The organism is Microbacterium gorillae (assembly GCF_000826185.2).
Lineage (GTDB): Bacteria > Actinomycetota > Actinomycetes > Actinomycetales > Microbacteriaceae > Microbacterium > Microbacterium gorillae.
The window spans coordinates 147511-163450 of record NZ_LN648874.1 but is presented as its reverse complement, the minus strand read 5'-3'; the positions used below and the strand labels follow the sequence as shown (position 1 = coordinate 163450).

Here is a 15940-nt window from a genome sequence, read left to right as displayed (position 1 = left end):
GACCACGCTATCCGGTACGGACGACATCGCCGTTCGCCCTCAGCGTGCAGCCCGGCTCGGCATGTGTGCGGTGCCCTAGGCTGTGGGAAGAGCGCCCGAGCGGGCGCGAGGAAGGACACCCCAGTGGAGATCCGCATCGGCATCGCCAACATCGGCCGCGAGCTCAACTTCGAGACCGACGAGTCGGCGGAAGCCATCCGCGCGCGCGTCGACGAGGCCCTCTCGTCGAAGGCCGCAGCCCTCACCTTCACGGACGCGAAGGGCACCAGCTACCTGGTCCCCACCGCGGGCCTGGCCTACGTCGAACTCGGCACCGAGGAAGCACGTCGCGTCGGATTCGTGGCCTGACGTGTTCATCGTGCTCGCCGTCATCGTCGGGACCGTCATCGGTGCCGTGGCGCAGGTGATGATCCCCGGACGCGAGCTGCGTGGTCTCCTCGTCAGCGGCGCGATCGGCGCCGCCGTGTCCGCGCTCGTCTACGCGATCTTCACGTGGACCGGCGTCGGTGAGGCGAGCATCTGGACCTGGGTCGCCAGCATCGGCTTGGCCGCGATCGCCGCGATCGGCGGCACGGTCGCCCTCACGGCGTCCCGTCGCGCGCACGACGCCCGCGAGCGGGCGCGACTCGGCATCGCCTGAGCCACCCGCACGTTCCGATGCCCGCGACCTCGTGTCGCGGGCATCGTCGTTGTGCGGGACATCGCGCCGCGCGTGCCGAACGTTGCCGGGTGGGCAGGGTCCCCGACCGTCAGTGCGATTCGATGAGCGACCCGTCCGAACCGAACCGGCGCCAGTGGCCCGAAGAGACGACGATCGGTTCGGCCGCGGGATCGCGGATGAGCAGAGCCGAATCGTCGTCGACGAACCAGACGGGTTGGTTCGTACGGGCGGCACCGCGCGCGACCGCCGTTTCGGCGTCCGCCGGCATCCAGTCGGCGCCGAGGTGTCCCACGAAGTACCAGTCGAACAGTGGCACCGGTGATTCCACCGACGCGAGCCCGAACATCTCGAGTTCCGCCTGGTCATCGAAGGCGTCCGGCCATCGATTCAGCAGTCGCGGGAAGATCATCGAGCCCGCGCTCCACCCGACGTAGACCTTCTCCTCGAGCAGATCGGCCAGCACGGGCGCCAGGCCCGTGGCCGTCCACGTGTGCGCCGCCCACAGGTTGCTGCCGCCGTAGCCGAGGATCACGTCAGCCGCGCGCAACCGCGATTCCACCAGCGCCGGTGGTCCGGCCAAGAGCGAGGCGACGCTGAACTCCGCCCAGCCGAGCCTGCGCAGTCCGTCGAGATGCTCGACGAGTTTCGAGCTGTCGCCGGGAAATCCGAGGATCGAATCGATCACGACGACGATGCGGGATTCCGCGATCGGCTTGCCGAGCAGGTCGACGAGCGTGTCGCGGATCTCCGTGTTCGCGAGCCCGTTGGAGGTGAGGAGCATCTTCATCGCATGAGGATCGCACACGACCCAGCGGTGCGGGACGACCGCCGGGAGAGACGGTCGCGCGCCCGCCGAAGAACCGCGGTCCGGGGTCAGGACGCGAGGCCCAGGGCGTCCATGCGCTTGGCGTGGCCGCTCATCAGCGCGGTGAAGACGGGCTCGACCTGCTTCTCCTCGTTGGTGTCCAGGCGCTTCGGGCGCAGCGCCGCGCGTGCGACGAGCAGGGTGTCGCCCACGAGGCGGCGGCCCCACAGCGACAGCAGCCAGCGCCACTCGTCGTCGCTGGCGATGGTCTCCCGGATGATGTTCGCGATCGCTTCGCGGTCGTCGTCGGCGGCGAGGACGCGGACCACCTTGCGTCCGGTCTCGCCGTACGTCGCCGCCAGGGTCGTGTAGAAGTCATCGAGCATGCCGGCGGTGATGTGCACGGACAGCATCGTCTCCCGCGGTCGCGCACCGATCGTCTTCCACCGGAAGGCGTCCAGATCCTCCCGGAACGGAAGCATGACCTCGATGGGGTCCTCACCGCGGTCCCGGATGATGGCGATCAGCCGGCGATGCTTCAGCAGCGCGGCGCCGGCGGCCTGCGACAGGGCCTCCTTCTCCGCGAGATCCGGCGTCGCACGGATGAGGCGCGTCAGGGTCTCGAAGTAGCCGAGCTGGAGGTAGGCGGCCTGGCCCAGGAAGGTGTCGATATCCGGCGCGAGTTCGCTGAAGTCGACGCGCAGCGCGCCGCCCATGTCCCCCCGCGATCGGAGCACCAGTTGGCGTCCGGTGGGGCGCCGTTTCCAGAACCAGTTGACCACGCGCTCAGCCTACTCAAGGCCGGTCGGGCGCGCCGAACCGACCGGGTCCCGGCTCCCCTCCGGGGGTCTCCGGTAGGCTGGTGTGGTTCCGGCGATGGACCGGAGCCCCGCGCCTGCCGCTGAGTGAGGGCGTGGATCCCGAATCGGCAGCCCTCCGCTGCCAGACAGGCAACGCATACACGTGACTTCTTTCGCTGATCTCGGCGTCGATCAGGACATCCTCGACGCGCTCGCCGCCAAGGGCATCGTCGACGCCTTCCCCATCCAGGAGCAGACCATTCCGCTCTCCCTGCCCGGGCAGGACGTCATCGGTCAGGCCAAGACCGGAACCGGCAAGACGTTCGGCTTCGGCATCCCCGTCGTCCAGCGCCTCGGTCTGAACCCGGAGCCCGGCGTCAAGGCCCTGATCGTCGTCCCCACCCGCGAGCTCGCGGTGCAGGTGTACGAGGACATGGACCTGCTCACTTCCAACCGCTCCACGAGCGTCGTCGCCATCTACGGCGGCAAGGCGTACGAGGGCCAGATCGACCAGCTCAAGGCCGGCGCGCAGATCGTGGTCGGCACCCCCGGCCGCCTGATCGACCTCGCCGGCCAGCGCCTGCTCGATCTCTCCCACGCGACCGAGGTCGTCCTGGACGAGGCCGACAAGATGCTCGACCTCGGCTTCCTGCCGGACATCGAGAAGATCTTCGCGAAGGTCCCGCCGGTCCGGCACACGCAGCTGTTCTCGGCCACCATGCCGGGCCAGATCGTCGCCCTCGCGCGCCGCTTCATGAACAACCCGATCCACATCCGTGCGACGGACCCGGACGAGGGCCTCACCCAGGCGAACATCAAGCACCTCGTCTACCGCGCCCACTCGCTGGACAAGGACGAGATCATCTCGCGCATCCTGCAGGCGAACGGTCGCGAGAAGGTCGTCATCTTCACCCGCACCAAGCGCGCCGCGCAGAAGCTCGTCGACGAGCTCGGCGACCGCGGCTTCAACGCCGCCGCCGTGCACGGCGACATGAGCCAGGAGGCGCGCGAGCGGTCCATGGCCGCGTTCAAGGCCGGCAAGCGTGATGTCCTGATCGCCACCGACGTCGCCGCCCGCGGCATTGACGTGGACGATGTCAGCCACGTCATCAACCACACCATCCCTGACGACGAGAAGACCTACCTGCACCGCGTCGGCCGCACTGGCCGCGCCGGTCGCAGCGGCATCGCGGTGACGTTCGTGGATTGGGAGGACGTCCACAAGTGGGCGCTCATCAACCGCGCGCTGGAGTTCGGCCAGCCCGAACCCACCGAGACGTACTCGTCCAGCCCGCACCTGTACTCCGACCTGGACATCGCGGAGGGCACCAAGGGCCGCATCGCGAAGATTCCCGCCACGGGCACCGTCCGCACCGCACAGCCCAAGCGCGAGCGATCGGGCGACGCCGAGAGCGGCGATGGGCGTTCGCGCCGTCGCCGTCGGCGCTCCGGCGACTCCGGGACGGGTGATGTGGTTCCGTCCGCGCACGGCGAGCAGACCGACCCGAAGGCGGAGGGAGGCGGCGTCCACGACGGCGGCGGTTCCGAGCGCCACGACGGCAACACCGCTCCCGCGCGTCGTCGCCGTCGGCGCCGTCGTCCGGGCGGTGGCGGCGGTAACGCGCCGGCCGCACCCGCGGAGTGATTCCTGCGAAGGCCCGTCCCGATTCGTCGGGGCGGGCCTTCGGCGTTCCTCATGCGGGGCCTCCGCACGGTGGGTGCCATGGGACCTCCGCCGGCGACTCACGTCGGGTGCGCCACGACAGCTGAGGACGACAGGATCCGGCATGGCGGAGTCCGCCGCCGGCTCCCGTTCCGCGCGCGCGAACGTACCTGTGCGCGATCGCGGGAGAGCTCGATGCGCGCGTCCCATACGTACTCCCCGGAAGGTTCTACGGAAAACCAATTTTTCCCACTGCACCTGGGATAAGTCGCTTCCGTTCGCCGGGCCGGAAGGGAAGAATGGAGGCATGTTCACCACCCCGACCACCCCCGGCGGACGCATCGCGACCGCGTCTCAGGAGTGGGTGGGCGCGATGGCCGATGCGGTGGCGGACGACGGGGTCGCGGCGATGAACGACGCCGAACTGGTCGAGATCCTCGAGGTCGGCGGTGCACTGCTTCGACGCGTGGAGGGACTCCTGGTCGAGGCGACGGCGGAGGTCCGACGTCGGGATGCCGACGCGAACGATCGGATGGCTCGACTGTCCACGCGATACGGCAGTCGAAATGCGGTCGAGCTCCTGCAACGTCTCGCCGGGGTGTCGGCCCGCACCGCGGCATCCTGGCAACGGGCGGCTCGAGCGGCAGAGCGCCCCACGCGGATGCTCGAGGGCGTCGGTCCGGCGAAGCTGCCGGAGGTGCGCCGGGCGATGCTGGACGGGACGCTCGGTGTGGACGGGGTGCTCGCCATCGCCGACCCGCTGCTGGCCACCGTTCGACGTGCCGCCCCCGATGACCTGCGGGCCGCGCAGGAGGCGATCGCGACCTACGCCGGGGAGGACTGCCGCCCCCTCGGTCCGGACGCACGATTCGACACCGGAAGCGCCGGACTTCGCGCACCGGCGGTCACGGCCGACGACCTCGCCGCGATGGCGCGCGTGTGGGCCTGCGCGATCGATCAGGATGGTGCGGAACCCACCGAGGCGGTCCGCGAGCGCGGTCGGCACCTGAATCTCGTCCCGCTCGCCACGGGCCTGTACCGGATCAGCGGTCACCTCATGCCCGAGGTCGCGACCCAGTTGGAGCGTCTCTTCGATGCGCATCTGAACCCGCGCCTCGAACCCGCCGCCGTCGCGTTCCGGGAGGACGACGGCATGATGCCGTGCGAGTGCGGAGCGGCTGACGCGAACGCGACTCTCGAGGCCGAGATCGGGCAGATCCCCGCCGGCGACAGTCACGTCTGCATGTGCGGCATCCTGGAGCGCACCGTCGTCCGCAGCGGCCCCCAGCGTCGACACGACGCCCTCGCCGCCGTCCTCTCCGTCGCGGCTCGCGCGCACGAGAACCCGGTCGTCACCGGCATGGCTCCCACCCTGCTCGTGACGGTCCGCGACGAGGACCTCCGCTCCGGGTCCGGATGGGCGCATCTGGACGGGTGCGACACCCCCGTGAGCATCGACACCGCACGAACCCTCACCTGCGGGGGAACGGTCCAGTACGTCGCGTTGAACTCGGACGGAGCGATCACCGCCCTCAGCAGTGAGAGCCGGACCTTCACCGTCCGCCAGCGCCGCGCGATCATCGCCCGCGACGGCGAGTGCGTCGTGCCCGGCTGTCACGTGCCGTCCACCCGGTGCGAGATCCACCACGTCATCGAGCACGCGCAGGGCGGACCGACGCACACGGACAACGGGGTCACGCTCTGCTGGCACCACCACCGCACCCTGCACCAGGACGGCTGGCGATTCCGCATCACGCGCGGGGTGGTTCAGCTCCGCCCACCCGCGCGATTCGACCATCGCCAACGGTGGCTGACGCCGCCGCCGATGAGTCCGACGAGAGCGCAGAACCTCCTGCGCGCGATCCGGACGTGACCCGGCGCGGCGGGTACACGACGGTCACCAGCACGACCGAGATGATCATCAGCAGGAACCAACTGGACAGCTTCGACAGCGAGACGAGCTGCCAGCCGTCGACCTGGTTCGGATACAACCACGCGCCGGTGATCGTGCCGATGTTCTCCGCGATCCAGATGAACACCGCCACCCCGGCGAACACCGGGATCAGCGGCAGCCGGATCGTGCGTCGCCACACTCGCGCGTGCATCACGGTCAGGCCCCACAGGGCGACCACCAGCGCCGTCAGCACCCATCGCGCGTCCCAGAACCAGTGGTGAGTGAAGAAGTTCGCGTAGATCGCCGCCGCCGCGACGATCGTCGCCCACACCGGTGGATACCGGACGAACGTGAGATCGAACAGACGGTAGACCCGCACCATGTAGGAACCCACCGCCGCGTACATGAAGCCGGAGAACAGCGGGACGCCCGCGATGCGCAGGACGCCGCCGGCGTCGTACTGCCACGACCCGGCGTCGGTCTTGAACAACTCCATCACGGTGCCGGTGACGTGGAACAGCATGATCACCCACAGCTCCCGACCCGCCTCCAACCGCGTCACCAGCATGACCACCTGGATCGCCACCGCGATCAGAGTCAGCAGGTCGTTGCGCGTGAGCAAGAGGTCCGCCGGATACAGCGTGCGCACCACGACGATCGCCACCAGGATCGCAGCGCCGAAGATGCACGCCCAGGCCTGTTTGGCCAGGAAGACACCGACCTCGACGAGGACTCCCCGCCATCCGGTCGACGGCGCACGCGCGAGAAGACGACGCGCATGGGAATCGACCCGCGCTTCCAGCCGAGTCGGTTGCAGCACGCCGCGACCCTAGCCCACGCACCCGCGCGCGAGCCGCACGCGGTCAGCCGTACACCGGCTCCGAGCCGGAGCCGCGGGCGATGATCGCGGCGACGTCCGCGTCATCCGTGGTGTTCTCCCCCGGCCGGTTCCCCTTCCCGGACCCGTGGTAATCACTGGACCCGGTGACGATGAGGTCGTACTCCGCGGCGAGGCGGCGGAGGACGCGCTTGCCTGCGGCACTGTTCTCGCGATGCTCGATCTCGAAGCCGGCCAGGCCCAGAGCGATCAGTTCCCGCAGGGTCCGCTCCGGAAGCATGCCGCTCCGGCCGGAGGAGGCCGGATGCGCCATGATCGGCACCCCACCGGCGTCGAGGATCATCACGATGGCCTCCCGCGGGTCGGTCGCGTGCAACGGCACGGTATAGCCGTGTCCCGGATGCAGGATGCCCGCGAACGCCTCCGTCCGGTCCCGGACGACGCCGTTCGCGATGAGGGCGTCGGCGATGTGCGGACGCCCCACCGTGGCGCCATCCGGGTGCTGCGCGAGCACATCCGCCCAGGTCAATGGGTGGTCCGCGGCGATGTTCCGCACCATTCGCTCGGCACGCGTGACGCGCTCGGTCCGCACGCGCTCGAGCTCCGCCATGAGCCCTGCAGAAGTCGGGTCGAACAGATACGCGAGCATGTGCACGCTCTGGCCGTCGATGCGCGTGGACATCTCCATTCCGGGCAGGAACGTCAGCCCGAGCTCCACAACGGCCGACGCCGCTTCCGCCCATCCGGATGTCGTGTCGTGGTCGGTGAGGGCGACGGTCCGCACTCCGTGCGCGGCCGCCGAGGCGAGGACCTCCGCCGGGGGCTCGGTGCCGTCCGAGCAGGCGGAATGCAGGTGCAGATCACTCGGACCGTGGAACCCCTGTGTGACACCCATTCGTTGAGCGTATCGCGGGACCGCGCGAACCTTTCTCACAGCCGAGCGCCATAGGCTCTCGTGCGTGTTGCGACTGCTCGGCCTCCTGATCACGGTGCTCTCCGCGATCGCTGTCGCGGTCGTGACCTGGCCCCAGTTCTTCAAGCTCGAGCAGACCTTTCCGTTCGCCCAGATCGTCTCCGTTCGCGGCGTCGTGGCCCTCGCGCTGGTGGCCGTCGCGCTGCTCGCGCTGCTGCTGTCGCTGGCCAAGCCGTTGCGCGGATTCGCCGCGTCCATCGCGATCATCGCCGTGCTGGGTGCAGGTGCCAACGCCGCGATTCTGGGCCTGCGCGGTCTCGGTTCGGACGGCCTGCCCGCGGAGACCGACACGAGCCTGCGCGTGATGACGTGGAACACCGCCGGCGAGGCCACCCCCGGGGACACCATCGCGCAGACGGCCGTGTCCATGGACGCCGACATCGTCGCACTTCCCGAGACCAGCGAGGCCGTCGGTGAGCGTGTCGCCGTGGCGATGCGCGACCTCGGCAAGCCGATGTGGGTGCTCCACGTCAACTTCCACGCGGACGTGGTCGACGGGCCCCAGGCGTGGGAGACGACGGTTCTGGTCTCCCCCGACCTCGGCGAGTACTCGGTGATCGAATCCTCCGAGGACGGCTCCAGCAACACCGGCACCCTGCCGAGCGCCGTCGTGATGCCCGTGAACGGCACGGGGCCCATCATCGTGGCCGTCCACGCCGTCGCCCCGCGCCCTGCGGACATGACCTCCTGGGTGAGCGACCTGAAGTGGATCTCGGACCAGTGCAGTTCGGACCAGACCATCCTGCTCGGAGACTTCAACGCGACCACCGACCACATGGCCGAGTACGGCTACAAGGGCGGCACCATGGGCCGGTGCACCGACGCGGCCATCGCGACCGGCAACGGCGCGATCGGCACGTGGCCGACCGATGTCCCCGCTCTCGCCGGCGCACCGATCGATCACGTCATGACGGCGAGCGGGTGGCATGCCACCGGGTCGGTCGTCCTCACCGGACTCGATGGTTCCGGCAGCGACCACCGGCCACTGGTCGTCCAGCTCGAACCGGCGAAGTGACCACACCCCCGTGCGAGAATGGGGGGCATGAACACGACAGGCGAAACGAACGCTGAAACGGCCGAGAACGAGATCGAAGCCGCATCCGTCACCAACCGCCGTCAGCCCTTCCCCCAAGGGTTTCTCGACACGATCTCGACCGGCTGGACCGAGCGTGAGGAGACCCTTCCGGAGCCCCGCGAGCAGGCGCCCTTCGCCGCAACTCGTCGCGCGGCCCTCTCCGCGGCCTTCCCCGGCAAGCGACTGGTGATCGGCAGCGGCGACGTCAAGCAGCGCAGCAACGACACCGACTTCCCGTTCCGCGCGCACTCGGCATTCGTCCACCTCACCGGCTGGGGCGTCGACGCCGTTCCGGACGCTCAGCTCGTCTTCGAGCCGACCGCCGAGGGGCACGACGTCACCCTGCACTTCCGTGAGCGCGCCGACCGCTCCACCCCCGAGTTCTACTCCAACGCCGCGATCGGTGAGTTCTGGGTCGGCCCGCGTCCGTCGCTGCGCGCCGTCGCCGCCGACCTGGGCATCACGACCGCGCACATCGACGATTTCGCCACGACCGACGACGACCTGGTCGTCGGTGAGGACGATGGCCTGACCACGTTCGTCGGCGAACTGCGCCTGGTCAAGGACGCTTATGAACTCACCCAGATGCGCGAGGCGGTGCGCGTCACCGCGGACGGCTTCGCGGACATCATCCGGGACCTCGACCGCGCCGTCGCGCACCCGCGCGGCGAACGGATCGTGGAGGGCGCCTTCCACCAGCGCGCCCGCAGCGACGGCAACTGGGAGGGTTACGACACGATCGCCGCGGCCGGTGCGCACGCCACGTACCTGCACTGGACCCGCAACGACGGTCGAGTGACGCCCGGCGAGCTCATCCTCGTCGACGCCGGTGTCGAGGTCGACAGCCTCTACACCGCGGACATCACCCGCACGCTGCCGATCAGCGGCACGTTCTCCGAGGTCCAGCGCCGCGTCTACGAAGCCGTTCGCGAAGCCGCCGACGCCGCCTTCGCGATCGTCCGTCCGGGCATCCGGTTCCGCGAGGTGCACGAGACCGCGATGGGCGTCATCGCGGCGAAGGTCGCCGAGTGGGGGCTGCTGCCGGTCACCGCTCAGGAGGCGCTGGACGGCGACCGCGGCGGCCAGCACCGCCGGTACATGGTGCACGGCACCAGCCACCACCTCGGCATCGACGTGCACGACTGCGCGGCCGCCCGCCGCGAGATGTACTACGACGGCATCGTCGAAGAGGGCATGGTCTTCACGATCGAGCCCGGTCTGTACTTCCAGGCCGACGACCTGACCGTGCCGGAGGAGTACCGCGGCATCGGCGTTCGCATCGAGGACGACATCGTCGTCACCGCCGACGGCGCCGAGAACCTCTCCGCCGACATCCCGCGCACCGCGGACGACGTCGAGGCCTGGATCGCTCGCCTGCGCGCCTGATCGGCAGCCGTACGTTCACCCTCCGCACCCCTCGGGTCCGGAGGGTGAGCTGTCAGCGGCGGAGGAAGTCGGCCACGACCGGGGCGAGTTCGGCCCCGATGACATCGGCCGGACGCTTGCGGCCGGCGATCTCGAACGAGTGCCCGCCCCCGTCCACCCACCGCAGCGTGGCGTCCTGGCACGCGGCCACGACCTCCTCGAGCTGCGCGTGCGGATCGACGAACGGGTCACGCGTGCCGGACAGGAACAGTTGCGGCACGGTGATCGCCGACAGGTGCTCGGCGCGGGGCTTGTCCGGCTTGCCCGGGGCGTGCAGCGGGTAACCGAGATAAACCAGCCCCGCCGCCGCCAGGCCGTCCGCGACCGCCATCGACGCCATCCGACCGCCGTAGGACTTGCCGCACAGCCAGACGGGCGTCGCCGCGGAGACGGCGGTCACGACGGCGCGCCACGTGGCGATCGCGTGCGTCGCCGGCCCGGGCATCCGCCGACCCGCCTCGAGATACGGGAAGGTGAACCGGACCGTGCGCACGCCCTCCTCCCGCATGCCGGCGGCGAAGCCGACGAGGAACGGATGATCCATCCCCGCCCCGGCACCGTGCGCGATCACGAGCGTCGTCCACGGGCTCGTCGGCGTCTCGTCAGCCACGGACACGGAGGTCGGCCCGGTCGGCAGCTCGACCGCGACGCGAGAGATCACGCGGGAGCCGGACCGCTCGACGGTGGCTGCCCGGGGTCGACCCTGCCCGCATCAGCGGCCGTCTGCGGGTCCTCGGGAGCGCTTGGCGACGCCGGCGGCTGCGGGTCCACCGGTGCCGCACCCGGCCCGGCCACCGGAGGCTCCGGCTGCGCGACGGGTTCCGGCACCCCGACCGGCGGGATGCGCTCGCCGTAGCGCGGCGGCGCGGCCTCCACGGGCGGGGCAGCGGGGCGCACCACCGGTGCGGCCGCGGGCTGCGACGACGGGGGCGCCACCGAACCGACCGGTGCCGTGCCCAGCACCTCCCGAGCCCTGTGGATGCTCGAGGCCTGCACGGTGACGTCGTAGTGATCGGCGATGACCTGCATGACGCTGGCGAAGTCGCGCCGACGGCGGATGATCATGTAGGAGATGATCGACAGCAGCATGCCCAGGGCGATGCCGACGAGCATGATGCCCAAGAACAGCTGGATCGGCGCGTCCGGAACACCGAGGACCCAGAACATCGACAGGAGCAGGCCCAGCAGCACACCGTTGATCGCGCCGGAGCGGGCCGCGGCCGCGTAACCGAGCTTGCCGGTGACCTTCTCGATGGACCGCAACCCGGTCCCGACGATCGCGATGTCCCGTGCCGGCACGTTCGATTCGATCAGCTTCGAGACCGCCTTCTGCGCGCCGGTGTAGTCGGCGAACGAGGCGACCCGTTCACCGACCTCGAGCTTGCCGTTCGGCGGAGTCATCATGCTCATGCGTCCATTGTCCCATGCACGTCCGATACGGGCGGGGAACGGGGGCTCGGCGACTACGCTGGGACGGTGAGCAGCCAGAGGGTATTCGTCGCGCGCCTGCAGGGGTGCACGGTCTTCGACCCCGCCGGCGACCGCCTCGGCAAGGTCCGGGACGTCGTCGTCGTGTTCCGAAAATCCGATCCGCCGCGCGTGGTCGGACTGGTCTGCGAGATTCCCGGCCGCCGCCAGGTGTTCCTTTCGATCGGGCGCGTCACCTCGATCGCGCAGGGCCAGGTCATCACGACCGGGCTGATGAACGTGCGCCGCTTCGAGCAGCGCGGCGGTGAGGTGCGCGTGCTCGCCGAGCTCGTCGGCCGCCGCGTTGACTTCGCCGACGGCACCGGCACCGCGACCATCGAGGACGTCGCGATCGAGCGGAACCGGATCGGTGAGTGGGCGGTCGGTCAACTGTTCCTGCGCAAACCGAAGACGAGCGCGTCACCGTTCGCCAAGGGCCCGACGACGTTCGCCACGTGGCAGCAGGTCACCGAGCAGCACACCCCCGGACAGGCGCAGTCCGCGGAGCACCTGGTCGCCTCCTACTCCGAACTCAAGCCGGCGGACCTCGCCAACACGATGCTCGATCTGCCCGAGCTGCGGATGATGGAGGTCGCCGAGGAGCTGCCGGACGAGCGTCTCGCCGACGTGCTCGAGGAGATGCCCGAGGACGAGCAGATGCACATCCTCGAGCAGCTCGGCGATGAGCGCGCCGCGGACATCCTCGACCAGATGGAGCCGGACGACGCCGCCGACCTCCTCGCCCAGCTGCCCGAGGTGCGGGTGCATCATCTCCTGGAGCTGATGGAGCCGGATGAGGCCGAGGACGTCCGCACGCTGCTGCAGTACGACCCGGACACCGCCGGCGGCCTGATGACGCCGGAACCGATCATCATGTCCGCCGAGGCGACCGTCGCCGAGGCGCTGGCCCTGATCCGCCGACACGAACTGCACCCCGCCCTGGCCGCCGCCGTGTTCGTGACGCTCCCGCCGTACGAGACGCCCACCGGCCGGCTGCTCGGCGTCGTGCACTTCCAGCGGATGCTGCGCTATCCGCCCGGCGAACGGCTCGGCGCGATCCTCGATGACGGCCTCGAGCCGGTCGCGGTGAACGCCTCGGCGGCGGTCGTGGCCCGCATGCTCGCCACCTACGACCTCGTCTCGCTGCCCGTGGTCGACCCGGCCAAGCGTCTGCTCGGCGCGGTCAGCATCGATGATGTGCTGGACTACCTGCTGCCGGATGACTGGCGTTCCCAGGACACTGATGACACCGGAGTGCCGGCGTGATGGCCGCGGACGAGAGCCTGTCCGCCCCGCTCGGCCGCGGCGGACGTCGCGCACCGCAGCAGAGCAGTGACCGCTTCGGCCGGTTCACCGAGTGGATCGCCCGCGCCATGGGCACCCCGACGTTCCTGGCGATCCTGACGCTGTTCTGCGCGGCCTGGCTGGCGTGGAACACGTTCATGCCGGCGGCGGTCCGCTTCGACGAGATCTCCAACGGCTTCACCGCGCTCACGCTCGTGCTCAGCCTGCAGGCCTCATACGCCGCTCCCCTGATCCTGCTCGCGCAGAACCGGCAGGACGACCGCGACCGCGTGCAGATCGAACAGGACCGCCAGCGCGCCGAGCGCAACCTCGCCGACACCGAATACCTCGCACGTGAGGTCGTCGCACTGCGCATGGCCCTGCAGGAGGCCACCGATGAACTCGTCACTCGCGACGTGCTCCGCCACGAGCTGTCCGCGATGCTGGCCGAGCTGAACGCCCGGGACGCCGGGACCGGACCGGAACCGGAACCCGCCGCATGAGCGTCGTCGACGCCGTCCGCGCGGCCGTCGGCGCCGTGGTGGACCCCGAGCTGCGCCGTCCGCTGTCCGAATTGGACATGCTCCGCGACATCGCGGTCACCGATGCGTCGGCGACCGTCGGCATCGCCCTGACGATCGTGGGGTGCCCGGCCGCGACGCGCATCGAGCGTGAAGTGCACGATGCCGCCGCGCGTGTGCCCGGCATCGCCGAGGTCACCGTCGCCGTCGGTGTGATGACGCCCGAGGAGCGGCACGCACTCACGGAGAAGCTTCGCGGCGGCCGCCCCGCGCGCGTCAATCCGTTCGACGCCGACAGCCTCACCCGGGTGATCGCCGTCACGAGCGGCAAGGGCGGGGTCGGCAAATCCACGGTCACCGCGAACCTCGCGGTCGCGCTGGCCGGCCGAGGTCTGCGCGTCGGGCTGCTCGATGCCGACGTCCACGGATTCTCCATCCCAGGACTGCTCGGGCTGCCCGCCGGCACCACGCCGACGCGGCTGGACGACATGATCCTCCCGGCCGTGACGCACGACGTGAAGGTGATCTCGATCGGCATGTTCCTGCGCGAGGGCGACGCGTCCGGCGGCGCGGTGGCCTGGCGCGGACCGATGCTGCACCGCACGATCGCCCAGTTCCTCACCGACGTGCACTGGGGCGACCTCGACATCCTGCTGCTGGACATGCCGCCGGGAACAGGCGATGTCGCGATCTCCGTGGGTCAGCTTCTGCCGACCGCGGACGTGCTCGTGGTCACCACCCCGCAGCCCGCCGCGGCGGAGGTCGCGGTCCGTTCCGGACTGGTGGCCCGCCAGACCGGTCAGCGCGTGATCGGCGTCGTCGAAACGATGTCACCGTTCACGCTGCCGGACGGCACCGTCGTGGACCTGTTCGGCAGCGGTGGCGGCCGACGCGTCGCGGCCGAGCTCAGCACGGACACCGAGCCGGTCCCCGTGCTCGCGTCGGTCCCGCTGAGCACCGCGCTCCGCGCCGGCGGTGACGCCGGCACCCCGGTGGTCAGCTCCGCCCCGGACGATCCCGCCGCGCACGCCATTGAAACCCTCGCCGCCGCGGTCGCCGACCTCGGTCGAGGCCTGGCCGGGCGATCGTTGCCGTTCCGGACGCGGTGAGCGTCCCGATCAGGTGGCCTCGTCGTCGAACGGCGGGCGCTCCCCCGCGCTGAGGCGCTCGATCGGTGGGCGCACCGGGGCGGCCGGCGCCGACAGGGCGACGCTCGGTCCGCTCGCGGACACCGCGACCGGGTCATCGTCAAGCAGCGCTTCGCGGATGATGCGACGCGGGTCGTACTGGCGCGGATCCAGCCGCCGCCAGTCCTCCTCCGTGAAGTCGGACCCCATCTCATCGACGACCCGCTCCTTCGCCCCCTGCATGACCTCGCGTCCGCGCTTGATCAGCCGGGCGAACCCCTCCGCATAGGTCGGCAGCTTCTCCGGGCCCACCAGGACGACGCCGATCACGAGGATCAGCATCAACTTGGGGAAGGTGAGCCCGAACAGGTCCATGGGTTCAGATTACCCGCCGCGCCTCTCGGTCCGCTGATCCTCGCCCGCTAACCTGGGTGAGGAGGATCCCCCTATGAGCGAACTCGATGCCGTCGCCCGATTCGCGCGCGAATCGGTGCTCGAACCCGATCACATCGCGCGTGCGCGCGTGCATGCGCTGGAAGTCGGCGCAGCGCCGGTCAGCCCCGGGGTGGGTTCCCAGATCGCGGTCATCGCGGCGGCGTCCGCTGCCAAGCGGATCATGGAGATCGGCACCGGTGCCGGCGTGTCCGGCCTCTGGCTGCTGCACGGCGCGCCCACGGCGATCCTGACCACGATCGACAAGGAACCGGAGCACCTCGGGGTCGCCCGACAGTCCTTCCACGACGCCCGCGTGCCGTCCGCCCGCTCCCGATTCATCACCGGACGAGCGCTCGAGGTCCTGCCCCGGATGAACGAGGGCTCCTACGACCTCGTGCTCGTCGACGCCGACCCGGAGAACGTGATCGCCTACGTCGAGCACGGACTCCGCCTGGTGCGCGCCGGCGGGACGGTGCTCGTTCCGCGGGTCCTGCACGGGGGCAAGGTCGCCGAGCCGACCCAGCGCGATGAGACCACCCGCGCCTACCGCTCGCTCATCCAGGAGATCCAGTCCTCGCCGGCCGTCGTCGGTGCACTGTCGACGGTGTCCGAGGGACTGCTGCAGCTGACCGTGCTCGCCGAGCACTGACGCCCCACGACGAAACGACGAAGGACGGCCGGGCATGAGCCCGACCGTCCTTCGTCATGTGAGAGGTGTCTCAGGCGGCGTTGACCACGCCTGCCAGCACATCGTGGAGTTCCTTCGCTTCGTCGTCGTTGACGGAGACGACGAGACGGCCTCCCCCTTCGAGCGGAACTCGAACGATGATGAGACGACCTTCCTTGACCGCTTCCATCGGTCCGTCGCCTGTCCTCGGCTTCATGGCTGCCATCGCGGGCTCCCTTTCATCCTGGTCTGGCGTCCAGTTTATCGGTTCCCGGACGTACGCCGTGAACGCGTGTCGTCCGCCG

General features: G+C 70.1%; 17 protein-coding genes and 1 pseudogene. 10 read left to right on the top strand and 8 right to left on the bottom strand.

The window, feature by feature from the left end; all coding sequences use genetic code 11:
* The first annotated feature begins 123 nt into the window (after positions 1 to 123).
* Both BN1193_RS06665 and BN1193_RS06660 read left to right on the top strand, forming a co-directional pair.
* Positions 124 to 348 (top strand): DUF3107 domain-containing protein, encoded by a 225-nt coding sequence (locus BN1193_RS06665; protein ID WP_040165005.1) that lies wholly within the window; start codon positions 124 to 126, stop codon positions 346 to 348.
* A gap of 1 nt (position 349) precedes the next feature.
* Positions 350 to 640, top strand: coding sequence for a hypothetical protein (locus BN1193_RS06660; protein ID WP_040165003.1), 291 nt, complete (start codon positions 350 to 352; stop codon positions 638 to 640).
* Between the two features lie 109 nt (positions 641 to 749).
* On the opposite strand, the gene BN1193_RS06655 is transcribed toward BN1193_RS06660, so the two are convergent.
* Positions 750 to 1448 (bottom strand): Type 1 glutamine amidotransferase-like domain-containing protein, encoded by a 699-nt coding sequence (locus BN1193_RS06655; protein ID WP_040165002.1) that lies wholly within the window; start codon positions 1446 to 1448, stop codon positions 750 to 752.
* Positions 1449 to 1534: 86 nt separating this feature from the next.
* Positions 1535 to 2248 (bottom strand): ferritin-like fold-containing protein, encoded by a 714-nt coding sequence (locus tag BN1193_RS06650; protein ID WP_040165000.1) that lies wholly within the window; start codon positions 2246 to 2248, stop codon positions 1535 to 1537.
* A 181-nt stretch (positions 2249 to 2429) separates the two neighbouring features.
* On the opposite strand from BN1193_RS06650, the gene BN1193_RS06645 reads away from it, so the two are divergent.
* Together BN1193_RS06645 and BN1193_RS18480 are read left to right on the top strand one after the other, a co-directional pair.
* Positions 2430 to 3911, top strand: coding sequence for a DEAD/DEAH box helicase (locus BN1193_RS06645; RefSeq protein ID WP_040164998.1), 1482 nt, complete (start codon positions 2430 to 2432; stop codon positions 3909 to 3911).
* Between the two features lie 142 nt (positions 3912 to 4053).
* Positions 4054 to 5649, top strand: a pseudogene (locus tag BN1193_RS18480) (DUF222 domain-containing protein); the annotation flags it as partial.
* Between the two features lie 31 nt (positions 5650 to 5680).
* Here the strand turns inward: BN1193_RS18480 and BN1193_RS18265 are convergent.
* Together BN1193_RS18265 and BN1193_RS06630 are read right to left on the bottom strand one after the other, a co-directional pair.
* Positions 5681 to 6643: a DUF817 domain-containing protein gene (locus BN1193_RS18265; protein ID WP_040164997.1), complete on the bottom strand. Its 963-nt coding sequence runs from the start codon at positions 6641 to 6643 to the stop codon at positions 5681 to 5683.
* A 43-nt stretch (positions 6644 to 6686) separates the two neighbouring features.
* Positions 6687 to 7556, bottom strand: coding sequence for a PHP domain-containing protein (locus BN1193_RS06630; protein WP_040164996.1), 870 nt, complete (start codon positions 7554 to 7556; stop codon positions 6687 to 6689).
* Positions 7557 to 7620: 64 nt separating this feature from the next.
* Here BN1193_RS06630 and BN1193_RS06625 point away from each other — a divergent pair, with 64 nt between their 5' ends.
* Both BN1193_RS06625 and BN1193_RS06620 read left to right on the top strand, forming a co-directional pair.
* Positions 7621 to 8649, top strand: coding sequence for an endonuclease/exonuclease/phosphatase family protein (locus BN1193_RS06625; protein ID WP_040164995.1), 1029 nt, complete (start codon positions 7621 to 7623; stop codon positions 8647 to 8649).
* A 27-nt stretch (positions 8650 to 8676) separates the two neighbouring features.
* Positions 8677 to 10095 carry an aminopeptidase P family protein gene (locus BN1193_RS06620; RefSeq protein ID WP_040164994.1) on the top strand — a complete coding sequence of 473 codons (1419 nt, stop codon included), beginning with the start codon at positions 8677 to 8679 and terminating at the stop codon, positions 10093 to 10095.
* Between the two features lie 52 nt (positions 10096 to 10147).
* Here BN1193_RS06620 and BN1193_RS06615 read toward each other — a convergent pair whose 3' ends face one another.
* A complete protein-coding gene (locus BN1193_RS06615; protein ID WP_040164993.1) occupies positions 10148 to 10795 on the bottom strand; it encodes an alpha/beta hydrolase family protein in 648 nt (215 codons plus the stop codon).
* Positions 10792 to 11544: a general stress protein gene (locus BN1193_RS06610; RefSeq protein WP_040164992.1), complete on the bottom strand. Its 753-nt coding sequence runs from the start codon at positions 11542 to 11544 to the stop codon at positions 10792 to 10794. The genes BN1193_RS06615 and BN1193_RS06610 overlap by 4 nt, the downstream gene beginning before the upstream one ends.
* 66 nt (positions 11545 to 11610) lie before the next feature.
* Between BN1193_RS06610 and BN1193_RS06605 the strand changes: the two genes are divergently transcribed.
* From BN1193_RS06605 to BN1193_RS06595, 3 genes are read left to right on the top strand one after another with little or no spacing between them, the layout of a single operon-like run.
* Positions 11611 to 12867, top strand: coding sequence for a magnesium transporter MgtE N-terminal domain-containing protein (locus BN1193_RS06605; RefSeq protein ID WP_040164990.1), 1257 nt, complete (start codon positions 11611 to 11613; stop codon positions 12865 to 12867).
* Positions 12867 to 13388 carry a DUF1003 domain-containing protein gene (locus BN1193_RS06600; protein WP_040164988.1) on the top strand — a complete coding sequence of 174 codons (522 nt, stop codon included), beginning with the start codon at positions 12867 to 12869 and terminating at the stop codon, positions 13386 to 13388. The genes BN1193_RS06605 and BN1193_RS06600 overlap by 1 nt, the downstream gene beginning before the upstream one ends.
* Positions 13385 to 14515: an Mrp/NBP35 family ATP-binding protein gene (locus tag BN1193_RS06595; RefSeq protein ID WP_040164987.1), complete on the top strand. Its 1131-nt coding sequence runs from the start codon at positions 13385 to 13387 to the stop codon at positions 14513 to 14515. The genes BN1193_RS06600 and BN1193_RS06595 overlap by 4 nt, the downstream gene beginning before the upstream one ends.
* Positions 14516 to 14524: 9 nt before the next feature.
* Here the strand turns inward: BN1193_RS06595 and BN1193_RS06590 are convergent, their stop codons facing one another.
* Positions 14525 to 14908, bottom strand: a complete 384-nt coding sequence (locus BN1193_RS06590; protein WP_052460516.1) for a Sec-independent protein translocase family protein — start codon at positions 14906 to 14908, stop codon at positions 14525 to 14527.
* Between the two features lie 73 nt (positions 14909 to 14981).
* Between BN1193_RS06590 and BN1193_RS06585 the strand changes: the two genes are divergently transcribed.
* Positions 14982 to 15617: an O-methyltransferase gene (locus tag BN1193_RS06585; protein ID WP_040164986.1), complete on the top strand. Its 636-nt coding sequence runs from the start codon at positions 14982 to 14984 to the stop codon at positions 15615 to 15617.
* A gap of 70 nt (positions 15618 to 15687) precedes the next feature.
* Here the strand turns inward: BN1193_RS06585 and BN1193_RS06580 are convergent, their stop codons facing one another.
* A complete protein-coding gene (locus BN1193_RS06580; RefSeq protein ID WP_094770323.1) occupies positions 15688 to 15861 on the bottom strand; it encodes a DUF3117 domain-containing protein in 174 nt (57 codons plus the stop codon).
* Positions 15862 to 15940: the final 79 nt, after the last annotated feature.

Excerpts from the sequence above, each read along its gene's own strand:
- BN1193_RS06580 (WP_094770323.1), bottom strand. The coding sequence starts at position 15,861 with ATGGCAGCCATGAAGCCGAGGACAGGCGACGGACCGATGGAAGCGGTC.
- BN1193_RS06620 (WP_040164994.1), top strand. The coding sequence starts at position 8,677 with ATGAACACGACAGGCGAAACGAACGCTGAAACGGCCGAGAACGAGATC.
- BN1193_RS06610 (WP_040164992.1), bottom strand. The coding sequence starts at position 11,544 with ATGAGCATGATGACTCCGCCGAACGGCAAGCTCGAGGTCGGTGAACGG.
- BN1193_RS06630 (WP_040164996.1), bottom strand. The coding sequence starts at position 7,556 with ATGGGTGTCACACAGGGGTTCCACGGTCCGAGTGATCTGCACCTGCAT.
- BN1193_RS06590 (WP_052460516.1), bottom strand. The coding sequence starts at position 14,908 with ATGGACCTGTTCGGGCTCACCTTCCCCAAGTTGATGCTGATCCTCGTG.
- BN1193_RS06585 (WP_040164986.1), top strand. The coding sequence starts at position 14,982 with ATGAGCGAACTCGATGCCGTCGCCCGATTCGCGCGCGAATCGGTGCTC.
- BN1193_RS06600 (WP_040164988.1), top strand. The coding sequence starts at position 12,867 with ATGGCCGCGGACGAGAGCCTGTCCGCCCCGCTCGGCCGCGGCGGACGT.
- BN1193_RS06655 (WP_040165002.1), bottom strand. The coding sequence starts at position 1,448 with ATGAAGATGCTCCTCACCTCCAACGGGCTCGCGAACACGGAGATCCGC.
- BN1193_RS06595 (WP_040164987.1), top strand. The coding sequence starts at position 13,385 with ATGAGCGTCGTCGACGCCGTCCGCGCGGCCGTCGGCGCCGTGGTGGAC.